Origin of the sequence: Bradyrhizobium sp. CER78 (assembly GCF_029846235.1) — a bacterium.
GTDB lineage: Bacteria > Pseudomonadota > Alphaproteobacteria > Rhizobiales > Xanthobacteraceae > Bradyrhizobium.
The window spans coordinates 518389-539826 of the sequence record NZ_JARVWP010000002.1 but is presented as its reverse complement, the minus strand read 5'-3'; the positions used below and the strand labels follow the sequence as shown (position 1 = coordinate 539826).

20 protein-coding genes are annotated in these 21438 nt (G+C 64.9%); 11 read left to right on the top strand and 9 right to left on the bottom strand.

The features are described 5' to 3' along the window. Positions 1–3: 3 nt before the first annotated feature. A complete protein-coding gene (locus QDT69_RS05630) occupies positions 4–465 on the bottom strand; it encodes a thioesterase family protein (protein ID WP_146987899.1) in 462 nt (153 codons plus the stop codon). Between the two features lie 163 nt (positions 466–628). On the opposite strand from QDT69_RS05630, the gene QDT69_RS05625 reads away from it, so the two are divergent. Next, positions 629–1657, top strand: a complete 1029-nt coding sequence (locus QDT69_RS05625; RefSeq protein ID WP_279705629.1) for an NAD(P)/FAD-dependent oxidoreductase — start codon at positions 629–631, stop codon at positions 1655–1657. A gap of 128 nt (positions 1658–1785) precedes the next feature. Further along, positions 1786–2355 carry a DUF2147 domain-containing protein gene (locus tag QDT69_RS05620; protein WP_279705628.1) on the top strand — a complete coding sequence of 190 codons (570 nt, stop codon included), beginning with the start codon at positions 1786–1788 and terminating at the stop codon, positions 2353–2355. Positions 2356–2408: 53 nt separating this feature from the next. On the opposite strand, the gene QDT69_RS05615 is transcribed toward QDT69_RS05620, so the two are convergent. Together QDT69_RS05615 and QDT69_RS05610 are read right to left on the bottom strand one after the other, a co-directional pair. After that, positions 2409–4367, bottom strand: a complete 1959-nt coding sequence (locus QDT69_RS05615; RefSeq protein WP_279705627.1) for a hypothetical protein — start codon at positions 4365–4367, stop codon at positions 2409–2411. A gap of 104 nt (positions 4368–4471) precedes the next feature. Continuing rightward, positions 4472–5548 carry a YbhN family protein gene (locus QDT69_RS05610; RefSeq protein ID WP_279705626.1) on the bottom strand — a complete coding sequence of 359 codons (1077 nt, stop codon included), beginning with the start codon at positions 5546–5548 and terminating at the stop codon, positions 4472–4474. Positions 5549–6155: 607 nt separating this feature from the next. Here QDT69_RS05610 and QDT69_RS05605 point away from each other — a divergent pair. Both QDT69_RS05605 and QDT69_RS05600 read left to right on the top strand, forming a co-directional pair. After that, positions 6156–7568, top strand: a complete 1413-nt coding sequence (locus QDT69_RS05605; RefSeq protein WP_279705625.1) for an MFS transporter — start codon at positions 6156–6158, stop codon at positions 7566–7568. Between the two features lie 136 nt (positions 7569–7704). Then, positions 7705–10107, top strand: a complete 2403-nt coding sequence (locus tag QDT69_RS05600; RefSeq protein ID WP_279705624.1) for an EAL domain-containing protein — start codon at positions 7705–7707, stop codon at positions 10105–10107. 208 nt (positions 10108–10315) lie between these two features. Here QDT69_RS05600 and QDT69_RS05595 read toward each other — a convergent pair whose 3' ends face one another. Further along, complete coding sequence (locus QDT69_RS05595; protein ID WP_279705623.1) at positions 10316–11869, bottom strand: winged helix-turn-helix domain-containing tetratricopeptide repeat protein; 1554 nt, start codon at positions 11867–11869, stop codon at positions 10316–10318. Positions 11870–12028: 159 nt separating this feature from the next. Between QDT69_RS05595 and QDT69_RS05590 the strand changes: the two genes are divergently transcribed. Then, the gene (locus QDT69_RS05590) at positions 12029–12325 is read left to right on the top strand and encodes a DUF1127 domain-containing protein (protein WP_279705622.1); all 297 of its coding nucleotides are present in this window, start codon (positions 12029–12031) and stop codon (positions 12323–12325) included. A 193-nt stretch (positions 12326–12518) separates the two neighbouring features. Here QDT69_RS05590 and QDT69_RS05585 read toward each other — a convergent pair whose 3' ends face one another. Together QDT69_RS05585 and QDT69_RS05580 are read right to left on the bottom strand one after the other, a co-directional pair. Then, the gene (locus QDT69_RS05585) at positions 12519–13340 is read right to left on the bottom strand and encodes a class I SAM-dependent methyltransferase (protein WP_279705621.1); all 822 of its coding nucleotides are present in this window, start codon (positions 13338–13340) and stop codon (positions 12519–12521) included. 256 nt (positions 13341–13596) lie between these two features. Beyond that, the gene (locus QDT69_RS05580; protein ID WP_050631073.1) at positions 13597–14031 is read right to left on the bottom strand and encodes a hypothetical protein; all 435 of its coding nucleotides are present in this window, start codon (positions 14029–14031) and stop codon (positions 13597–13599) included. A gap of 80 nt (positions 14032–14111) precedes the next feature. Between QDT69_RS05580 and QDT69_RS05575 the strand changes: the two genes are divergently transcribed. From QDT69_RS05575 to QDT69_RS05565, 3 genes are all read left to right on the top strand, one after another. Next, positions 14112–14729 (top strand): hypothetical protein, encoded by a 618-nt coding sequence (locus QDT69_RS05575; RefSeq protein ID WP_279705620.1) that lies wholly within the window; start codon positions 14112–14114, stop codon positions 14727–14729. A 72-nt stretch (positions 14730–14801) separates the two neighbouring features. Further along, a complete protein-coding gene (locus tag QDT69_RS05570; RefSeq protein WP_279705619.1) occupies positions 14802–15395 on the top strand; it encodes a YdcF family protein in 594 nt (197 codons plus the stop codon). Between the two features lie 98 nt (positions 15396–15493). Continuing rightward, positions 15494–15850: a hypothetical protein gene (locus QDT69_RS05565; RefSeq protein ID WP_279705618.1), complete on the top strand. Its 357-nt coding sequence runs from the start codon at positions 15494–15496 to the stop codon at positions 15848–15850. Positions 15851–16149: 299 nt separating this feature from the next. Here QDT69_RS05565 and QDT69_RS05560 read toward each other — a convergent pair whose 3' ends face one another. Then, complete coding sequence (locus tag QDT69_RS05560) at positions 16150–17493, bottom strand: PLP-dependent aminotransferase family protein (RefSeq protein WP_279705617.1); 1344 nt, start codon at positions 17491–17493, stop codon at positions 16150–16152. A 106-nt stretch (positions 17494–17599) separates the two neighbouring features. On the opposite strand from QDT69_RS05560, the gene QDT69_RS05555 reads away from it, so the two are divergent. Continuing rightward, positions 17600–17911: a DUF1127 domain-containing protein gene (locus QDT69_RS05555; RefSeq protein WP_279705616.1), complete on the top strand. Its 312-nt coding sequence runs from the start codon at positions 17600–17602 to the stop codon at positions 17909–17911. 192 nt (positions 17912–18103) lie between these two features. On the opposite strand, the gene QDT69_RS05550 is transcribed toward QDT69_RS05555, so the two are convergent. Both QDT69_RS05550 and QDT69_RS05545 read right to left on the bottom strand, forming a co-directional pair. Continuing rightward, the gene (locus tag QDT69_RS05550) at positions 18104–18529 is read right to left on the bottom strand and encodes a universal stress protein (RefSeq protein ID WP_279705615.1); all 426 of its coding nucleotides are present in this window, start codon (positions 18527–18529) and stop codon (positions 18104–18106) included. Between the two features lie 154 nt (positions 18530–18683). Continuing rightward, the gene (locus QDT69_RS05545) at positions 18684–19226 is read right to left on the bottom strand and encodes a histidine phosphatase family protein (protein ID WP_279705614.1); all 543 of its coding nucleotides are present in this window, start codon (positions 19224–19226) and stop codon (positions 18684–18686) included. Positions 19227–19320: 94 nt separating this feature from the next. On the opposite strand from QDT69_RS05545, the gene QDT69_RS05540 reads away from it, so the two are divergent. Continuing rightward, a complete protein-coding gene (locus tag QDT69_RS05540) occupies positions 19321–20820 on the top strand; it encodes an FAD-binding oxidoreductase (RefSeq protein WP_279705613.1) in 1500 nt (499 codons plus the stop codon). Positions 20821–20893: 73 nt separating this feature from the next. Next, positions 20894–21394, top strand: a complete 501-nt coding sequence (gene msrB, locus QDT69_RS05535) for a peptide-methionine (R)-S-oxide reductase MsrB (protein WP_279705612.1) — start codon at positions 20894–20896, stop codon at positions 21392–21394. Positions 21395–21438 lie beyond the last annotated feature (44 nt).

Genomic DNA, 21438 nt, shown 5'->3' with positions numbered 1-21438 from the left:
CTGTTACTCGCCGTCGGGGTTCACACCGCGACGGACCCAGCGGCGGAAGTTCTCTTTGACCTCCGCCGGCAGCGGCGTCGGCCTGCGCGTGGCCTCATCGATCATCACGGTGACCGCCTTCGCCGACGCAACGCATCTCCCCTGCGAAAACACCACCTGATCGAAGGTGGTCGATGTGCGCCCGAACTTGACGAGACCGAGCCCGAGCTCGATCTGGCCCGGCCAGTGCAGCTCGGCGCGGAAATGGATGTCGAGACGCACCATGATCCAGCCGAGCCCGGCCGGCATCAGCCCCATGCTACGGTCCTTCACCAGCGTGACGCGGCCGGTTTCAAAGTAGCTCGCATAGACGGCGTTGTTGACGTGCCCGTTCGGGTCGAGATCGGCAAAGCGCACATTGTCGGACAGCCGATAGGGAAAGTCTTCCAGGCGCAGTGCATCGTCGGCGCGGACAGGGGCATTCACGAGGGGGATCTCCGTCGGTTTCCTGCCCATACAGCCGAGTTGCGCAGGCTCGGCAAGGGGTTGCCGCGCCAGCCGCTGTCCCTATTATGCATGTCACGATCCGGCCCACTTGGCTGGACAGGCGAAAAGCCGTCCAGTCGACCTCAACTGAAAAGAAGCGGACATGAGCGAAGCGATCAAGACCGATGTGCTGATTATTGGCGCGGGCCCCTGCGGACTGTTCGCCGTGTTCGAACTGGGCCTGCTCGACATGAAGGTGCATCTGGTCGACATCCTCGACAAGATCGGCGGGCAGTGCGCCGAGCTTTATCCGGAGAAGCCGATCTATGACATTCCCGGCATTCCCTTCGTCACCGGCCAGGGGCTCACCGATCAGCTGCTGGAGCAGATCAAGCCGTTCAACCCGACCTTCCATCTCAACGAGATGGTGGAGAGCATCGAGAAGATCGGCGATCCCTTGTTCCGCGTGAAGACCGATGCCGGCAAGGAATTCGAAGCCAAGGTGGTGGTGATCTCCGCGGGCGGCGGTTCGTTCCAGCCGAAGCGTCCGCCGGTGCCGGGCATCGAAGCCTATGAGGGCACCTCGGTGTTCTATGCCGTGCGCAAGATGGAGCAATTCCGCGACAAGAACATCCTGATCGTCGGCGGAGGCGACTCCGCGCTCGACTGGACGCTCAATCTGCATCCGATCGCCAAGCGCATCACGCTGCTGCACCGGCGCGACGATTTCCGCGCCGCGCCGCACAGCGTCGAGCAGATGCGTACGCTGGTTGCCGACGGCAAGATGGATCTCAGGATCGGCCAGGTCACCGGGCTCGAAGGCGCTGGCGGTCAGCTCTCGGGCGCCGCCTTGAAGGGCAACGACAATGCGATGTCGACGATCGCCTGCGATACGATGCTGCCGTTCTTCGGGCTCACCATGAAGCTCGGTCCGGTCGCGAACTGGGGCGTTGCGCTCGAGAACAATCTGGTGCCGGTCGATACCGCGGCGTTCGAGACCAACGTTTCAGGCATCTTCGCGATCGGCGACGTCAACACCTATCCGGGCAAGCTGAAGCTCATTCTCTCGGGCTTCCACGAGGGCGCGCTGATGGCGCAGAAGGCGCACCGCTACGTGTATCCGGACAAGCGGCTGGTGTTCCAGTACACAACCTCGTCATCAAGTCTGCAGAAGAAGCTTGGCGTGAACTGATTCCGCTCCAGCAGCGACCAATGCCAGGGGCATGGGCCATTTCCCGCGCGGCGCGGGTACTGGAACGCTCCGTCAAATGGCCGTAGTCTGCGCGTAGTCGAGTTTGTCGATTGATCAGGTGATTGATGATGCGGAACACGCGATCCAGACTTCGGCTGATCTTGGCGCTCGCCGCGGCCTTTGCGCTCGCTGCTCCGCTTGCGGCGTCCGCGGCCGAGCTGTCGGCGGCTGGCCTTTGGCAGAAGGTCGAGGACGGCAAGACCGAGGGCTGGTTCCTGGTGGTCGAGCGCAACGGCCTTTATGAGGGCATGATCGCCAAGATGTTTTCGGCGCCCGGCGACCCGCCCAATCCGGTCTGCTCGAAATGCACCGACGATCGCAAGGACATGCCGTGGCTCGGCATTCCGCTGATCCGCGACATGAAGCGTAACGGGCTCGCCTATGAAGGCGGCAACGTGCTCGATCCGCGCAACGGCAAGGTCTACAAGGCCAAGATGACGCTGAGCGCCGACGGGCAGACGCTGACCATGCGCGGCTACCTCGGCATCTCGCTGTTCGGCAAGGACGAGGTCTGGACCCGGCTGCCCGACGCCGCGCTGGCGCAACTCGATCCGGCGATCGTCGCCAAATATCTGCCGGCGCAGGCCGCAGCGGTGAAACCGCCGCCTGCGCCCATGCCCGCGACGAAGCGGCACTAGGGCTTTTCGCGCTCCGATCCAGGATTACGTTCGCGCTCGCAGGGCGCGAGCGTTCAGCGCTGCTCCGGTGCCGTCGGCAACGGCGCGACCGGTTCGGAAAGCACTTCGGGCACTGTGGTGTTCAATTGCAGCACGGTGGCGGCTGCAGGCACGGCCGCATCGGCCATCGCCGCATGACCTTCAGCGCTGGGATGCACCGCACCGCCATACACCGCCGACAGGATGCCCCATGTCGCGTCGTGGATGTCTGTCGGCTGCATCGAGGACGGCAGGCCCTGCGGGTAGGTCATCGCCGCGAAATAGCTGTCATTGGCGTCGCGGATCCAGCGCGCGCGCGGCAGATAGGCGCGGTATTCGCCGGCGCTGCGGCCGCATTTCAGCGGCTGGCTTGCCGCGGCGACGATGTCGGAGACGAAGCTGTCGCCGTTGGCGGCGAAGCAGTCGCGGTCGAACTCCGGATCGGTCGAGGCGCGCGCGCAGAAGCCGTGGCTTGCAAACGCGTCCTGATGCGCATCGACGAAGGTCATGCGGTCGGCCTGCGGATTGCGGCAGATGATGCCGGACTGGCACTGCGCGATCGCCTTGAGCTGCGGCAGGAACTCGTTCTGCACGAAGCTCGTGACCGAGGCGAGCCGCTTCGGATCGGCGTTGAACGAGGGATGGATCTCGAAGCCGGCGCGGCCGCCGGGGCAGGGCGCGCCGCCGTTGGCCAGCGCCGGATTGGCATAGGCCGTATAGATCACGCGCGACAGGTCGCCGCCGAGCAGCGGCTTCAGCGCATCGCGCAGCTTGGCGAAATCAGCCGGCAGGTCGCGCGCCAGCGCCGAACGCGCGTCGTCGACGCTGGCCATCGAGCCGCCCTGGCTGAACAGCGTGCGTTCGGTCGGCGTGTCGACGATCACGTTGGCGACGAGGCCGGAGAAGTAGATGTCGTTGGCACCGATCGACAGCAGCACGAGATCGAGCGCGCGGTCGGGCTGCCGGCGCTTGGCGGCTGCGAGTGCTGTGCGCAACTCAGCGATCTGGCCGTTGACGGTGCCCGAGCAGCTGCTCGCGGTTTTGGTCGGCAGACATTCGCGCGCCTGCTGTGAGCCGAGCAGCCCGTCGGCGATGGTGGCGCCGGTGCAGGCCAGCGGCAGATAGGTCACCGCGATGTGCGGATATTGCACGGCGAGCGCAAGCGCGGTGCGGGTCTGGTAGCTGTACAGCGAGCGATGGCAGGCCGAGTTGAGCCACAGCGCGCTGTGGCGCTGCCAGTTCGCCAGGGTGTCCGGCGCTTCGCAGGCGCGCCCGCCTTTGAAGCCGGCGCGGCTCGGCCGGTAATATTGCGCTCCGCCGAGATAGGAGCGGAAACAGAATCCATCGTCGGAGAGTGCAATCGCGCGATCGGGATTGCCCTCGCCGGACGCTATGCTGTCGCCGAGCCCGGCGATCAAGAGGTCGCGCACCGCAATCTGCGTCGTCACGCGCTGGTTGGCGTCCGAGCCGCTGGCGACATCGACGGTTGCGACCGTGGTGCGGCCGTAGCGGACCCGCAGATTGACCGGCTCGGCGCAATCGAAGGTTTGGGATTGCGGCCCATCGCCGTCGTCGAACGACCAGGCGCAGGTCGCACCGACCGGAACCGGGCCGGTGAGCCGCACGGTGATCGGATGATCGATCGGCGTCAGATAGCTTTCCTTGACGTTGTCGCGGGTGCAGGGCTCGCTGACGCGGCCCTGCAGGTCGATACAGAGCCGGTTGATCGTGTTGCGGGCCCAGCCGCGGCCGTCGCTTTGCAGTTCCAGTGCCTGTTCCGAGGCCAATACGCTGCGGCCGAGCCCGCTTTCGACATGCAGGCGGAAGTCGCGTTCCTCGCGGAACAGGCGGAAGCGGTTGCGGACCTCCCAGGAGATCGAGAGCTGGGTATCCTGCGCCTCCGCGGCCGAGGCCAATACCGCCGCAAGCGCGCTGCCGAGCAGCACGCTTGCGACCGCCACGCGAAACCAAAAACGAACCAAAAAGCCAATCATGGCGCGGTTTGACGCGAGTGGTACGGCGAAAATAAGAGAAGCGACTGCAGGGATCAAAAATCCGGGATCGAAGAAACCGGGGCGAGGGGCTGATAACGTCGCTGTTACCGTCTCAGCCGCCTGATCTGCTGCTGCCGGCTTTCGATCGGTTGCCGCACGGTCGCCGAAGCCGTGCAGGCTTGGCTTAATCTTTTTCGTTCCTGCCATGGCCGCACCACGTTCAGCCACAGCTCGCGCATGCCCATGATCGAGATCGAGATTCCGAACGGGATCAGGAAATAAAGGATCCGGAACACGACCAGCGTCGCCAGCAGCTGTTCCTTGCTGAACTCCGGCAGCGCCACCAGCATCGCGGCATCGAACACGCCGATCGAGCCGGGGGCGTGGCTCGCAAAGCCGAGCAGCGTCGCCAGGATGAACACCACCGCCAGCGAGACGAAATCGATATGCGGCTCGGTCGGCATCAACAGATACATCGCAAGCGCGCAGAAGCCGAGATCGACCACGCCGATGATGATCTGCAGCAGCGTCAGCTTGGCCGAGGGCAGCACCACCTTCCAGCCGTTCTGGCCGAGCTCGCGGCGCTTCTCGCCGGTCAGCAGCCAGACGAAATAGGCGCCGATGCCGGCAAGGCAGCCGAGCGCGATCAGCCGGTTCATCGCCGGCGGCAGCAGGTCCATCGCCGACGCCGCGGCGGGGTGCCAGGCCATGCCGAAGCCGAGCACGAACAGATTGCCGAGCCAGAAGGTCAGGCCCGAGAGAAAGCAGATCTTGGCGACGTCGATCGCGGAGAGGCCGTAATCGGAATAGATCCGGAAGCGGATCGCGCCCCCCGTAAAGACCGTGGCGCCGATATTGTGGCCGATCGTGTAGCTGGTGAAGCTCGATAGCGCTGCGATGCGGTAGGGGACGTGGTTCTTGCCGATCGTGCGCAGCGCGAAGAAGTCATAGAAGGTCAGGGTGCAGAACGCTCCGACCACGCAGAGCGCCGCGAGCGCGATCCGGTCCGGCGCGATGTCGGTCAGCGCGGTCAGGATGATCCCGGTATCGACGCCCTTCAGGGTGTGGACCAGCGTCGTGATCGCGAACACGATGATGAGCACGCTCGCAGCGATCCCGAGCCGTTTCCAGCCGATCCTTTCCTTGAAGCCACGCCCGAGCGTGGTCAGCAGCCGAAGCATTCATCCTCCCGGCAGGGACAATTTCAGTGGGACCCGGTCACGGACGGCGACGGGTGACGGGCAAACGCACCGTACGCGATGACCCATAAGGCAAAACCGATGCGTTGTGCAGCCCTTGACAAGCCAACCTTCGGCTCCTGTCCAGCGTTGTTGTCATACTCGCTACATATGTTCTCGCTCTGCGGAATGTGAGTCGCGGCCATGTCGCGCACCGCGACGGGACCGCTGCGTGTTCCGCCGTCGTTCGGCCATTCACGGAGATTTCATCGGCATTTTTGCCGATTTTGCCGCCGTTGCGGGGACCATGGGAGCGAAGCGAATAGACGATATGCATCGGCATGGGGGAGGTCGGGGCCGGCTGCGGCGTTTACCAAAGCGTGAAGTCGATACGCGCATCTGCGTGATCGGGCTGTGAACCGCGGTTGGGGCCGGAATGAGGCGCCCGGAGGCCGGTCCGTAGGTCTATTGAGGCAAAACGCCGCGCAACATCGTTGCGGCCGCATCGCCCCGGCCGCCATCTCAATGCCATAGTTCGATCGACGGCGAAGTATCATTGAGAAACGAAGACCTATCTCTCGCATTGGTTGCGCAGAGCGAGGTCAAGACCATGCAACAGACATCCCTGAACGTTCGGCGCGTGCCGGACCAGCGCGCGGAGTCCCAACAACCGTCGGCCGGGCTTGCGGCGACGTTGACGCTCGCTGCCATGAGTCTCGGTTACGGCGTCGTGCAGCTCGACGTCACCATCGTCAACACGGTGCTCAATGCGATCGGCGCCTCGCTCGGCGGCGGCGTTGCCGAGCTGCAATGGGTGGTCAGCGCCTACACCATCGCCTTCGCCGCCTTCATCCTGACCGCGGGCGCGCTCGGCGACCGGATCGGCGCCAAGCGCATTTTCATGGCCGGCTTTGCGATCTTCACCGCGGCATCGGTCGCGTGCGCCGTCGCGCCTGATGCCGTGACGCTGATCACCGCGCGCTGCGTGCAGGGACTGGCCGCGGCCATCCTGGTGCCGAACTCGCTCGCGCTGCTCCGCCACGCCTATGCCGACGAGACTGCGCGCGGACGCGCGGTCGGCGTCTGGGCCGCCGGTGCCAGCCTTGCCTTGACTGCCGGCCCGTTCGTCGGCGGCGCGCTGATCGCGCTGGTTGGCTGGCGCGCGATCTTCCTGGTCAATCTGCCGATCGGGCTCGCCGGGCTCTGGCTCGCCTGGCGCTTTGCCGGCGAGACCACCCGCCATCAGCAGCACCGGCTCGATCTGCCCGGGCAAGTTGCGGCGATCGCCGCGCTCGGCACGCTGGCCGGCGCGCTGATCGAAGGTGGTGCGCTTGGCTGGGACAGCCCGTTCGTGATCGCAGGCTTCGCGCTGGCCGCCGTCTTCTCCGTGCTGTTCGTCTGGCGCGAGGCCCGCGCGGCACAGCCGATGCTGCCGCTCTCGCTGTTCAGGCAGCGGATGTTCGCACTGACCTCGATGGTCGGCCTGTTGGTCAACGTCGCGTTCTACGGGCTGATCTTCGTGCTCAGCCTGTACTTCCAGCAGGTCAACGGACTATCCGCGTTCGCAACCGGCCTCGCATTCGTGCCGATGCTCGGCGCCGTGCTGCCCGCCAACCTGATCGCGCCGCATGTTGCGGAGCGGATCGGCGCGCCGGCGGCGATCGCATTGGGCGCCGCACTCTCGGCCGCCGGATGCCTGGCGATGCTGTTGATCGGTCCCGGCACGACCTATACCGCGATCTGCCTGCAACTGGTCGCGATCAGCGGCGGCCTCGGCCTCCTGGTGCCGCCTTTGACCTCGACGCTGCTCGGCAGTGCCGAGCCGCAGCATGCCGGGATCGCGGCCGGGGTGCTGAATGCAACCCGGCAGACCGGCAGCGTGCTCGGCGTCGCGCTGTTCGGCTCGATGGTCGGCCGGTCGGCGGCCTTCATGGCCGGCCTGCATGCGGCCCTCGTGATCTCCGCCGGCGTCTTGCTTGCCGCCGCCGCGCTGGTCTGGATCGGCGCGCGGCGGTACGACTGAATTGAGAGGACTGCGGTTTTCCCCGACGGTATTCCGTTCATTCAAGGCTTCTTCACCATGCGTGGAACCTTGCTGCGGTGCGTTACCGTTCGTACACGAATACGCTTGTTCTTATGGGTCCATAACGGGGGCCTATATGTATCGCGTACTCACCTGTCTCACCTTGGAACATGACTGGCGGTTGGTCGTCCTCGGTGGGGTGATCTGCCTGCTTGCCAGCGCCGTGGCGATCAGCCTGTTTCACCGGGCCCGCGCCGCACAGGGCCGCGCCCGCGAGATCTGGATCGGCCTCGATGCGGCCGTCGGCGGTTGCGGTATCTGGGCCACCCATTTCGTCGCCATGCTGGCGTACGATCCCGGCATCGAGGCCGGATACAACATTCCGATCACGCTGCTGTCGCTGGTGCTTGCGGTTGCGATCCTGGCCGTTGGCCTTGCCGTCGCAGCGCTCGATGAACGCTGGTGGACGGTCGCCGCCGGTGGCGCGATCGTCGGCATCGGTGTCGCGGCGATGCACTACACCGGCATGCTGGGGCTGGAATTGCCGGCCCGCATCGTCTGGTCGCCCGGCATCGTCGTGACCTCGATCGCATTCGGAAGCCTGTTCGGCGCGCTCGCGCTGGTGGTTGCCACGCGCGGCGAACGTCTTGGCGCCACTGCGGCGGCGACCGGTCTTCTGACGGTTGCGATCGTCTCGCATCATTTCACCGCGATGGGCGCGGTGACGCTGGTGCCGGATCCGACCATCGTTCCCGACGGACTGACCGTCTCGCCGCGCGTGCTCTCGTTCATGACCGCGGTTGCGGCCTTTGCGATCCTCGGCCTCTCGCTGATCGCCTCCATCCTCGATCGCCGCGCCAAGACCGAGCTTCACAAGCAGAAGATGGTGCTCGATACCGCGCTGGAAAACATGTCGCAGGGCCTGTGCATGTTCGATGCCGACGGTCGCATCATGCTGTTCAACGAGCGCTACAGCGAGATCATGGGGCGCAATCGGGTGCCGCTGCAGGGGCGTTTGCTGATCGACGTTTTGCAGGACCTGCATTCCATCGGCGAGTGGGACGGCGATCCCGAGGAATTCTGCAATGCGCTCGTCGCCGAGGCAAAGGCCGGCAACGGCGCGACGCGGATCGTCAGCCGCAACGAGCGCGCGATCCGTGTCGTCGACCAGCCGATGAAGGGCGGCGGCTGGGTCGCGACCTTCGAAGACATCACCGAATGGCAGCAGGCCCAGGAACAGATTTCACACATGGCGCGGCATGACGCGCTGACCAACCTGCCGAACCGCACGCTGTTCCGCGAGCAGCTCGAGAAGGCCTCGCGACTGGCCAAGCGCTCGGATCAGCTGGCGGTGCTGTGCCTCGATCTCGACCATTTCAAGGAGATCAACGACACGCTCGGGCATCCGATCGGCGACGCGCTGCTGCGCGAAGTCGCGCGGCGGCTCGGCGAATGCGTCACCGAGCACGACACCGTGGCGCGGCTTGGCGGCGACGAGTTCGCCATCGTGCAGTTCTGCAGCAATTGCGAGCCGTCGGTGGTGTCGCAGCTTGCGAGTTGCGTGGTCGAGCGGATCGCCGCGCCCTACGAGATCGCCGGCCATCAGCTCGTGATCGGCGTCAGCATCGGTATCTCGCTCGCGCCCGAGGACGGCAAGGATCCCGACGAGCTGCTGCAAAAGGCCGATCTCGCACTGTACCGCGCCAAGGCCGACGGCCGCGGCACCTACCGGTTCTTCGAGACCGGGATGGATGCGCGCGCGCAGGCGCGCCGGCTGCTGGAGCGTGACCTGCGGCTCGCGCTCGAGCGCGACGAGTTCGAGGTCTATTACCAGCCGATCCGCGATGTCGAGGGCGATCGGGTGGTCGCCTTCGAGGCGCTGGCACGCTGGAATCATGCGCAGCGCGGGCTGATCGCGCCCAACAATTTCATTCCTGTCGCCGAGGAAACCGGACTGATCGTCCCGCTCGGCGAGATCGTGCTGCGCAAGGCTTGCGTCGAGGCTGTGCGGTGGCCTGAGGACATCGCGGTTGCCGTCAACCTGTCTCCGGTGCAGTTCAAGAATCCGAACCTGGTGTCGTCGGTGAGGGCGGCGCTGGACGCGTCGGGCCTGTCGCCGGATCGGCTCGAGCTCGAGATCACCGAATCGGTGCTGCTGCAGAACAGCGAGGCGACGCTCACGGTGCTGCACGAGCTGCGTGGTTTCGGCGTCCGCATCTCGCTCGACGATTTCGGCACCGGCTATTCCTCGCTGAGCTATCTGCGCAGCTTCCCGTTCGACAAGATCAAGATCGACCGTTCGTTCGTGACGGATCTCGCGACGCGCGAGGACTCGATGGCGATCGTGCGCGCGGTCACCGGTCTCGGCAAGAGCCTCGGCATCGTCACCACGGCGGAGGGCGTCGAGACCGATACCCAGTTCGACCTGCTGCGGCAGGAAGGCTGCACGCAGGCGCAGGGCTATCTGTTCAGCCCGCCGCGGCCGGCGGCTGACGTCGCCAAGATGTTGCGCCGGGCGCCGGAACGGTCGGTGGCGTGATCGGATACTTGCCGGACGCGTATTCTTGACGCGAACCGGCGTCCGCTTGGCTCGGGCGTTGTTCACAAATTGGTAGCGCCCGCTTTGCGCTTAAAAGGCGACGTTGAAACCGAGATGGCGGCACGTCGGCCTTGGGCCAGTTTCAGACAAATGCGCTGCAGCAAACTGCGCCTCGTATACGATCTTTCGGTTCGGAACCGGTGTGGGTTTATTCAGGCAAGCCCGTTTTCCGAAGACCCTCGATCAACAGCTTCGCATTTGAGAGGCCGCCCCGAGCGATCCACGCGGATATTGTAAAGGCGGGATCGACCTCAAGGACACGCGCCGCCGCCTCACGCGCCTTAGCATCACGCCCGAGATGAGCGAAAGCGGACGCGAGACAGCGGTGAGCTGGTGAGTAGAAGGGGTCCCGACGAAGGGCTTTCTTCCCTGCGGCGATGGCCTCGTCAAAGCGACCAAGCTCGATCAACGCCGTCCCCATCGCGGCAAACATCAGGTGCAGCCGCGGGTCTACTGGGCTCATACGCATAGCGCGTTCAAAGCTCCGGACTGCTTCCTCCGACAGCCCCGCAATTCTGTAGACTTGTCCTCTGCTATTCCATGCGCCGAATGAACTTGGGTTGAGCGCGACCGCCCGGTCCGCCATTTCGATCTCACTTTCACTATCGCCGACCATGAACGCCGAGGTTATGGCAGCCGTTGCCAATGTGTCTGGATCACTATCGTCGATGCTCAATGCCAAGCGACAAAGCCGAATAGCTTCCTTGCGCTCGAATTGAGGATCCATAGCGTAGCCCAAAACGACGTTGAGCATGTGGCAGTTACCTGCCAGCGCAGCGACAAAGCCGAACCGAGGGTCCAACTCCAAGGCGCGATCAGCCAGCCTTATCGCCTCCGCCACCCGTTCTCGGGTCGTTAAGTAAAACTGCTGCCTCGCGCGGAGAGAGAAATCATAAGCGGTGAGGTTCTCCGGTCGCCGTTTCGTCGCCATTGCAATTTCTGTTTGAAGCAATTTTGGCTCAATCGCTGAGACAACGGCGACCGTAACTTCGTCCTGCAGAGCGAAAATGTCGGTCAGGTCACGCTCAAACTTGTCCGCCCAGATGTGCGCACCTGTCACTGCATCGATCAACTGCCCGGTGATGCGAACCTTTCCCGACGCCTTACGCACAGACCCGTCAAGGACATAGCGCACGCCCAGCTTGCGCCCGACTTCCTTGACATCGACGACTTTGCCTTTGAACGTAAAGCTGGAAGCACGAGCGATCACGAACAGCCATTTGAACCGGGAGAGCGCGGTGATGATCTCCTCGACCATCCCGTCCGCAAAATACTCCTGCTCGGGATCGCCGCTCATGTTCTCGAATGGCAGCACGGCGATGGAGGGCTTGTCGGGAAGCGCAAGAGCGCTTTCGGCCAGAGCTTCACCGGGATTTGGGCCCGCCGCTTCCGGCGCCTCCCGCACCTGTCCGACGAAACGGAAGCCCTTGCGCGGCAGTGTCTTGACGAGGCGCTGCTCGTCCCCGGAGTCGCCGATTGCGCTTCGGGCCACATTCAGCCGGGTCGTCAGTGCTGCATCCGAAACGCTACGCCCATTCCAAACGGCATTGATGAGGTCGTCTTTACTGACGACGCGTTCCCTGTTGCGGATCAGGTAATCGAGCAGATCGAACACCTGTGGTGCGATGGCAACGACGTCTACCCCGCGATGCAGCTCGCGCCGGTCCGTGTCGAATGCGTACTCCTCGAAGAGATAGCGCAAGAGGCGAATCCCCTTGAATGAGGCCCGGACTTTGGCCTCGCTGGACATCGCAAGAATAAGCTGCCGGTGAGGAAAATGTAAGCGGCCAGTCAAGTGTGCCCGCCGATCTCGCGGCACCCTCGTGTCGGTGGAAAGACACCGTCCCATGGAGACACCGCAATGAGCGCGGCGCACGGCACAACGTGGCTAGGGCGGACATTCGGATCGACCCGGCATCTCTCCAGCTTCATCTGGAAATATTGCGACGCCTTTCAGGAGCGCGGCAAACGCCAAAAATTGCGCGCCACCATGTCCGATTTAAGCGACAGGGAGCTGATGGATATCGGCACCACGCGCGGCGAGATCGACTACGTCGCCTCGCACCGGGGCATCGACCCGCGAGGCATCCGATCCGGCGATTGGCTGCGGTACCTGCCAACGGTGGACGGCCAGATTGGGCCCACCGACTTCCGATAGTTGTCAAAAGCGGCCAATGCAGACCGGACTACTGATGTCGGCTCTACGCCGACGAACCGACATCCCCGATGGTCGAATGACCGCCAGCTATGGGCCAACTACGGACTCATGCAGCGCAGCAACTCCGTGTGCGCAAACTTGTGCATGCACGTCAGGATCGGCCGCGCCTTCGGAATTTGTCTTGCGCCCGGCTTTACGTGCGTCCGATGGCAATATTCGAAATCATGTTGGCGCTCACCTTTCCGTCCCCAAGGAATGGAGCAAGGTGTGCGCCGATCGTGGCGTTCAATCTGGATTGCGTTTCTGCCGGCAATATAGCGAGGGATGGGGCGAGCGGAGTTGCTGCGAGAGATCTGACGACCTGAGCGATCCCGCCCTCGAAAATCAATGGCAGGCTCGCGCTCATGACACGAATCTCATGAAAACCCGCAGCCTCGACCGTACTCTTGAGGACTTGCGCATCAGGCCAACTGAATGGTGCCAGGAGACGGTCAGCCAAATCGCCGGGAACACTCTCGCGCAGCGCCGCATGGAGGGCCGCATAGAAGGCATTGTCCTCGATATGGGACCATGCGGCGATCGCTAGTTTTCCCCCGGGCTTGAGCGCACGGCGCATCTCGCTGAGCGCGGCTAATCGATCCGGGAAGAACTGAATACCCTGTTGACAGATCACAAAATCGAACGTGGCGCTCTCAACTCCCAAAGGTGCAGCCGCTGATTCGATATAGGTAATTGGTGCGGAGTCTGGCGAGGACGACTTCGATTTGGCCACGTCGAGCATCGGGCGTGAAATGTCTGTCGCAACAACGCGGCCGCCCGGACCGATCCGTTTGGCTGCAACCCGTGCCACCGTTCCGGGGCCGGTCGCGACATCGAGAACGACCGCGCTTGGACGGAGGTGGCATTCATCAAGCAACAGCAGCGCCCACGGCTCGAACAGCCGAGGTACCATTACTTCCTCGTATGCTCTCGGGACGGCGTCGTTACTGTACTGGAAGCCCGTGTCTTGGCTCATGGATGCCCCCTTGGTGTAGAACTGCCTGCTGCGCGCGCCGCGAGCGGCAACGCGACGCGCTGCTATCTGGAAGCGTGATTAACACGCGCCGCGAAATGGCCTCCGCTGTCCTACCACATCGATGTGGGAATGCAGCGTTGTGCATCACAGCAAATCTGATCGTCGAATGGCAGAAGTAGGTCATAAGCCGTCTGCGGCGGCCAAGCGGAGCGACCTCCGCTTTACCTCGGAGTCCGGACGTTTACGGGTAGACGCGCTAGTTCTTCCTCAGCGCAAAATAGGCGCCGCAGAACGCCATCACGGCACCGAGGCACAAAGCGGCGAGGCCGGCGAGCACGGCGGAGATGGTCGACACCGCGCTCGGTGCCGAGGCCGCCTGACCGGCCCCGGCCAGCATCAGCACGCCGACGACGATCAGGAACTGGCGCATCCGCTGCGGGATCTGCCCGGCCACCGCACTGTGCATCAGGTTGGCGGTGAAGTAGCCGCCCGAAAACCCGACGCTCGCGATCAGCCACCAGGCGATCGCCGCACCTGCCGGCATGAACTCGTGGCTGTCGGAGCGCCACAGGCCGCCGAGATCGAGCCCGTAGCGCGCGCCGAGCATATGCACGGCAAGCGCCAGCAGCACACCGGAAATCATCGCGCCGCCGAGGATGAGGTAACGCGGAAAATAGGTCGTCTCGGGCATGGCTCGCTTGTAGGATAGGCACGACACTCCATGCAAGCGCGCGGATGTGTCCGAACAGGTGGAACGGCGGATTGCCAACAATGTTGCAGGACCGGTCGGAGGCAGGCGAGGGCGCAGCCGTGCGCTACGCCTACAAGGCCTCGCTGGTCGGCTCGGCGCACCAGTTCGAGCTGACCGGGGACGGGCTGTCGTGGCGGGTCGCCGGCAGGTCGGGCATGTGGGATTACGCCGACATCTCCGCCGTGAAGCTGTCCTATCGCCCGGTCTCGATGCAGCAGCAACGGTTTCGCGCCGACATCGACAATGCCAGGGGCGGGCGGATCGCGATCCTCTCGACCACCTGGCAGACCGCCACGCTGGTGGCGCCGCAGGGGCATCTCTACCGCGACTTCATCGTCGAGCTGCATCGCCGGATGCAGGCGGCCGGCAGCACGGCGAGGCTGACCGGAGGTCTCGGGCCGAAGACATATACCGCGGCACTGGCGGTGCTGGCGTGGCTGGCGGTTGCCATGATCGGATTGCTGGTGATGGCGCTCATGACATCCAACTGGACGGGCGCGCTGTTCCTGCTCGGCTTTGCCGCGCTGTTTGCCTGGCAGGTCGGCGGCTTCGTCAGCCGCAACCGGCCCCGGCATTACAGCTTCGACCAATTGCCCGACGCGCTGCTGCCCGAGGCGGATCGCAATCGAGCGCAATGAAACGTGACTTCGCGCGCAAGCTCGCCCGCGGCATCGTCGGCGAGTGGTGTCGCGAACGGAACGGGCAGGGGCATGGACGATCGAAGTTTGCGGATGCCGTCCGGCGATGAGATCGCCGCGATCAATGCCCGGCACCTGATCGAGACGCCGCTGAGGCCCGCCGATCTTCTGTTCGTGTTCGGCACCCGCTTGGATGTTGCCGAGCGGGTCGAGATGGCGGTCCGGCTCTGGCGCGACGGCTTTGCGCGCTGGTCGATCGTGAGCGGTGGCATCACGCCGGGCGATGGCCGCTCGGAATGCGAGATCATCAAGGCCGCGATGGTGGCGGGCGGCGTGCCGTCGGAGCGGATACTCGAGGAGCATCGCGCGCAGAACACCGGCGAGAACGTGATCTTCTCGCTGCCGGTGATCGACGCGGCGTTGGGGCTCGCCAACATCAGGAGCGTGATCTGCCTCGGCAATAGCTGGACCGCGCGGCGTTATCCCATGACGCTGCAGCGGCACTGGCCGGAGGTCGAGAAGATGCTGGTGACGGTGGATAGCTTTGCCGTCCCGCGTGCGCTTTGGCACACCGTCCCCGAGTTTCGCCGCCGCGTCCTGACCGAGTGGGACAAGATCGAGCCGTACATGGCGAGGGGATTCATCGCGGAGTGGCCTGTTGCCTGAAGGACAAATCTGCACGTTCGCGCCGGCCGGACTGTAAGCGGGTTGTAAGCAACACGCTGTAACATCGACGTCCGATTTGCTTTTTGCTGGAGTGTCAGATGACAATCCGGACCCCGTTTCTGGCCCTGTGCCTCGCGCTCTTGAGCGTCTCTCCGGTTCTTGCGAAGGGCAGCGTAGGTAACAAACACGATCCGCTGGATCATAGCCACGTCGACAACCTGCCCCTCGATGTGCGGCAATATGTTGCCGGAATCTGCAGGGGCACGCCGGTCGCGCAGCACGACTTCGCGACCTACTCGCCGCAGGAGAAGCGCTGGCGGATCAACCTCGAATATCTGCAGTGCGGCGTGATCGGGGAGTATCGCCGAGGCAACCAGTGCCTGGATGTGGACTTCGTCGCCGAGGGCGCCCATTTTCGTCTCGTCCGGAAGACGTATGCTGCCTGTGGTTATTGACGCTCGGACCACCAGGAATAGGCCGCTGCAAGCGCAGTGATCACGAGCGCCACCAGAATCCAATTCTGAACTGCTGTGCCGCTGACGAGCCAGTCGCTCATCACTGACTACTTGAACACCCGGCGCGAAAACGCGATCCAGGTCAACAGAACCGCAAACGTCGGGAGCACCCAGTTCTGAATGGGAAACCCGAAGATCATGAAATATCCCGTCAGCAGGCTGCGCATCGGAGCCACCATGCGCAACGTTACCACTGGTCCCTGACGGGCGGCTTACGGGGAGCGCTGAATGAATCGGTGTCACTCCGTCGAGTCAAAATCCTCTTCGGTCGCGCTCAGCATTCCCGCCAGTGTCCGCAGACCGAGGTCGAGTTGCTCCATCGGCGGCGCGGCAAGCGCAAGCCGCACCGCATTGGGCGCGTGCCCCGGCGTGGCGGCGAAGGTCGTCGACGGCGTCAGCGCGATGTCCCGGCGCGCCGCGGCCGCCACCAGGGTCTGCGAGCGCCAATGCGGCGGCAGGGTCAGCCAGAGATGATAGGACTTCGGGTTGGTCTGGATCTCGAAATTGGCCAGATGCTTCGCCGCGATCTGCTGGCGGCGGCCGGCGTCGATTCGCTTCAGCCGTGACAGTTCGGCGGCGGTGCCGTCGGCCATCAGGCGCTGCCCCGCGGCGAAGGCGTAGCCCGACGCCGTCCAGCCGCCCGAGCGCACCGCGGCCATGATGCTTTCGCGCAGCCGCGGCGGCGGGACGATGAAGCCGAGCGCGAGACCGGGCGCGACCTTCTTCGACAGGCTGTCGAGCAGGATGCAACTGTCGGGTGCGAGCGCGGCCAGCGGCACCTCGTCGTCGAGGAATCCGTAGACGCCGTCCTCAATGACGACGAGGCCGAGCTTCTCGATCACGCGCAACAGCTCGGCGCGGCGCTCGGCCGGCATCGTGATGCTGAGCGGGTTCTGGATCGTGGGCTGGACGTAGATTGCGGACAGGTGCGCCTCGCGGTGCGCCTTCTGCACCGCGTCCGGGCGCACGCCGTGCTCGTCCATCGCGAGCGGCACCAGCGTGATGCCGAGTCGCGCGGCGATGCCCTTTACGAACGGGTAGGTCAGCGCCTCCACGCCGCAGCGACCGCCGGGCGGCACGACGGCGGCAAGCGCCGCGGCGATGCATTGCCGGCCGTTGGCGGTGAACACGATCTGGTCGGGATTCGGCGCCCAGTTCTTGCGCGCCAGGAATTCCGAGGAGATCGTGCGCGCCGCCCGCGTGCCGAAACTGGTCGCCGGCCGCAGCGCACCCTCGAGCACCTCGGGCCGCTCCAGCCCTTCCAGGCTCTTGGCGATCATCGTCGCCTGGTGCGGCAGCAGGGGATAGTTGAATTCGAGGTCGATGCGGGCACCGCGCGGCTCGGTCGGAGCGGCGATGCCGCGGCGCGCCTCGCCCGACACGAAGGTGCCGCGGCCGACTTCGCCGACCACCAGCCCGCGCCGCAACAGCTCGGTGTAGACCCGGCTCGCGGTCGAGACGGCGATGTTGCGGTCGTACGCGAAATGACGCTGCGGCGGCAGGCGGTCGCCGGCCTTCAGCGCGCCGCTGGCGATCTCGGCGGCCACCGCATCCGCCAGCTTCAGATACTCAAATCGCGACATTATTGCACCGAGAGCAATGTTTTACTTGCTCCGATGAATGTACCGGATCATTTAAGAGGTAACAAGCCCATGATTGCACCGAGGAGCGCGCAAGCGATCCGAGGTCATGACGGCGCAGGTGCTGAAACAGCATTTGTGCGAACGGCATAGCTTTGCCTTTTGGGCGTCGATGGAGATGACAATGACGACGATATCCTCAGCCGCCGCAGCGCCCGTGCGGTCCAGTATGGTGGGCGGATTGCTCCGATTGCTCCGCGTGTGGGGCGATGCCCTCGCGACCTATTGGGTGCGCCGCGAGGCCATCAAGACGCTGCGCCAGCTCGATGACCGGACGCTGCGCGACATCGGAATCTCGCGCTGCCATATCGAGACCGCCGTCACCGGCGATCTCGACCTGGAACTGGTGCGGATCCGCTGACCCCTGCGGGAGCCGGGCGAGGTGGCGTTTGATGATTTCGGAATATTAGAAATATATCCCTGATTTGCCCGACGTGTCAAGTTGCCGTGTCGAGCGCCTGCAGCCGACGGCTCCTTTGCATGGGGTTGTTTTCGATATTTCGGCAGCGCGCGTGCGGCGGTCGTTGCGAGGTGCGGCTGGACCAGTCGCGCTTCAGTGCCGCACCACCAGCACCGAGCATTTGGCGTAGCGCACCACGTGCCCGGCATTCGAGCCGAGGAAGTAGGTGCGCATCGCCGGGCGGTGCGAGGTCATCACGATCAGATCGGCCTTCATGGTCGCGGCCTCTTCGAGGATCTCGTGATAGATGCCGCCCTGGCGGACCACGCCGGAGATGCGCCCGGGTGCGATGCCGGATTCGCGCGCCACGATCGCAAGCGCTTCTTTCGACGTTTCGCGCTGCTGGCTGTCGAAGTCTGCCGGCACATATTCGGCGAGCATCACCGGCGTCATCGGCAGCACGTTGAGCAGGCGCACCGCGCCGTTCCAGGTTTGCGACAGCGTCGCTGCGGTTGCGATCGCAGGCTTCGCCAGATCGGTATCGGCGAGGTCGATCGGCACGAGAATGGACTTGTACATCTGCGCCTCCTGTCCGCGATTGGTCTGGAGCCGTTTGGTCCCGGTGCCGGGACGCGCGCCTTCTTCTTCTTCGGTAGCTCGTGGTCGACGCGAACCGGTCCCCCTGTCGCGCGATCGTCAATATAGCATGGCGGAGCGGCGGTGTCCGCCCGCGTCAGCCGCGCGAGGCCTGCTTCAACAGTTTAGGGCTGACGAAGAGGATGAGCTTGCCGCGCCGGAAGGAGACGTCGTTCCAGTCGTCGGTCGCGAAGTCGAAGACGGCGAGCCCCGAGGTCGGCAGATTGTCGGCGAGCGCGCGCTTCGCCGCCTCGTCGCCGCTGCCGGTCAGGGTCAGCGCCAGCTCGTGCATGCCGGGGTTATGGCCGATCAGCATCAGCCGCTTCGGATCGGTAACCGAGGCCATCCGGATCGCGATGAGCAGCTGCGCCGGATCGGCGCCGTAGAGTTCCGGCACGAAGTCGACTTTCGGCGCAGGTCCGGCGCCCTTCAGCGCCTCGCGCACGATCTCCCAGGTCTGCGTGGTGCGGACCGCCGGCGACACCAGCGCCAGATTGGGCAGGGGCGAGTGCCGAGCGATCCAGCCGCCGATCTCCGCCGCATCGCGGTGGCCGCGCTCGTCGAGACGGCGATCCTGGTCGTGCCCCGAGGGCGCGTCGTGTTCGGTCTTGGCGTGACGCAGCAGCAGCAAACGGCGCATGAATTTCCATCTCGATTCGGTCGGGTCGAATTAATTCTACAGGCTCACGCCCTGGACAAGGTGACAAGCGCCGCAGCGGTTCGTAAGAAACGACATGAGCGAGACTTCCACAAGTGCGGCAGACGGCCCCCAAGCGGCATACTCGCCGTTCCGCGACCGCCTAGCGTTCGACCTCGATGTCGACATTTGCGTGGTCGGGGCGGGATTGGCCGGCCTGACCGTGGCCCGGGAGGCGGCGCGGCTTGGGGCCAGCGTCGCGGTGCTCGAAGGGCGCCAGGTCGGCTGGAACGCCTCCGGACATCATCTCGGCACCGTGATGCCGGGCTTCGGCCTGCCGATCGCAGATGTGATCGAGCGCGTCGGCCTCGATGATGCCCGCGAATTGTGGGCGCTGTCGAAGGAGGGCGCCGACTATGTTCGCGCCACGGCCACCGAGGATTTGATCCCGGGCATCAGCCCAAGCGACGGCGCGCTGGAGGTCTCCAATGTCGATGTCGGCGAAGCGCTGATCAGCCGCTTGCAGACGCTCGGCGAGGAATTTGCGACCGAAGTCGAAGGCTGGCAGGTCGATCGCGTCCGCAGCGTGCTCAGGACCGGGCGCTATTTCCACGGCATCTACTATCCGAAGGCGTTCCAGATCGACGGCCGCAAATATGTCCACGGTCTCGCCGCGCTGGCTGTGCGGGCGGGCGTGCGGATCTTCGAGGAGACGCCGGTCGTCAGCATCGATTTTTCCGGCATCCGCAAACGCATCGTGACGCCGTCGGCGCGCTTGCGCGCCAACCACATCGTCCTCGCCGGAAATATCCATCTCGGCGCGCCGCTGAAGCGCCTGTCCGATACGCTGCTGCCGGTGTGGCGCTACGCGGCGTTGACCGAGCCGCTCGGAGACCGGCTGGCCGAGGCGATCACCTTTTCCGGCTCGGTCGTCGACAGCGACGGCATCGATCATTTCCGCGTCGTCGATGGCGATCGCCTGTTGTGGGCCAGTCCCGAAACCACCTGGGATGCGCGGCCGAAGCGGTTCGGTGCGGCGGTGCAGCGCCGCATTGCCACGGTGTTTCCGCAACTCGGCAAGCCCGCGATCGCCGACACGTTCGGCGGCGCGGTCGGCGTCACCGTGCATGGCATGCCGCAGATCGGGCAGTTGCGCAGGGGCCTGTGGGTGGCGAGCGGCTTCGGCCGGCAGGGGCTCAACACCTCGGCGCTCGCGGGCCAGTTGATCGCGCGCAGCATCCTGTGGGGCGATGATCGCTGGCGGCTGTTTTCGCCGTTCGAACTGGTGTGGGCCGGCGGCACCACCGGACGCGTCGCCGGGCATTTCGTCGGCTTGTGGGCGCGGGGCGCCGCGTCCGCGGCGGGCGTTTTGGCGCGCTACCGCGAGGGAGCACGTGCGCGGGAGCAGGCCCGCGAGGCACGGCTCGCCGAGGCCAATCTCAAGGCGGGAACCCGGGGACCGGCACCCCGCCGTCCGCCGGGGGCCATGGTGCGGCCGCTGCCGCCGCCCGCGCCACCCCGGCAGATCGAGGATGGCGGGGAGCGGTATCCTCACGCCTCGCAAGAAAGTGAGCGGATCTCCGACGGGCGGATGTAACGTCCGGCAGCGGGGTTCGTATTTGTTGGCGAGCCTGTTCGGCCTGCTTTGGCCCCCGCATCGGAGATGATTGATGATCGATCGCCGCATCCTGCTTGCTTCCGTCGCCAGCCTGCTGAGCTTCGCTGCTTTCCGCTGGCTGCGCGCCTCGCCGGTGCAGGCCGCCGAGAAATTCGAGATCGAGAAGACCGACGCCGAATGGAAGGCGCAGCTGACGCCGCAGCAATACGAGATCCTGCGTAACCAGGGCACCGAGCGGCCGGGGTCGAGCCCGCTGCTCAAGGAACACCGCAAGGGCACCTTCGCCTGCGCCGGCTGCGACCTGCCGCTGTTCTCGTCCGAGACCAAGTATGAGAGCGGCACCGGCTGGCCGAGCTTCTACAAGCCGCTGGACAATGCGGTCGGCACCACGTCGGACCGCACCTTCGGGATGCTGCGCACCGAGGTGCATTGTCGCCGCTGCGGCGGCCATCTCGGCCATGTCTTCGACGACGGCCCGAAGCCGACCGGGCTGCGCTACTGCATGGACGGCTTTGCGCTGGTGTTCCACCCGGCCGCGCCCTCGGCGACCTAATAGCGTTTTCAAGCGAAGCAGGTGCCGGTTCGCGTCAGGAAAAC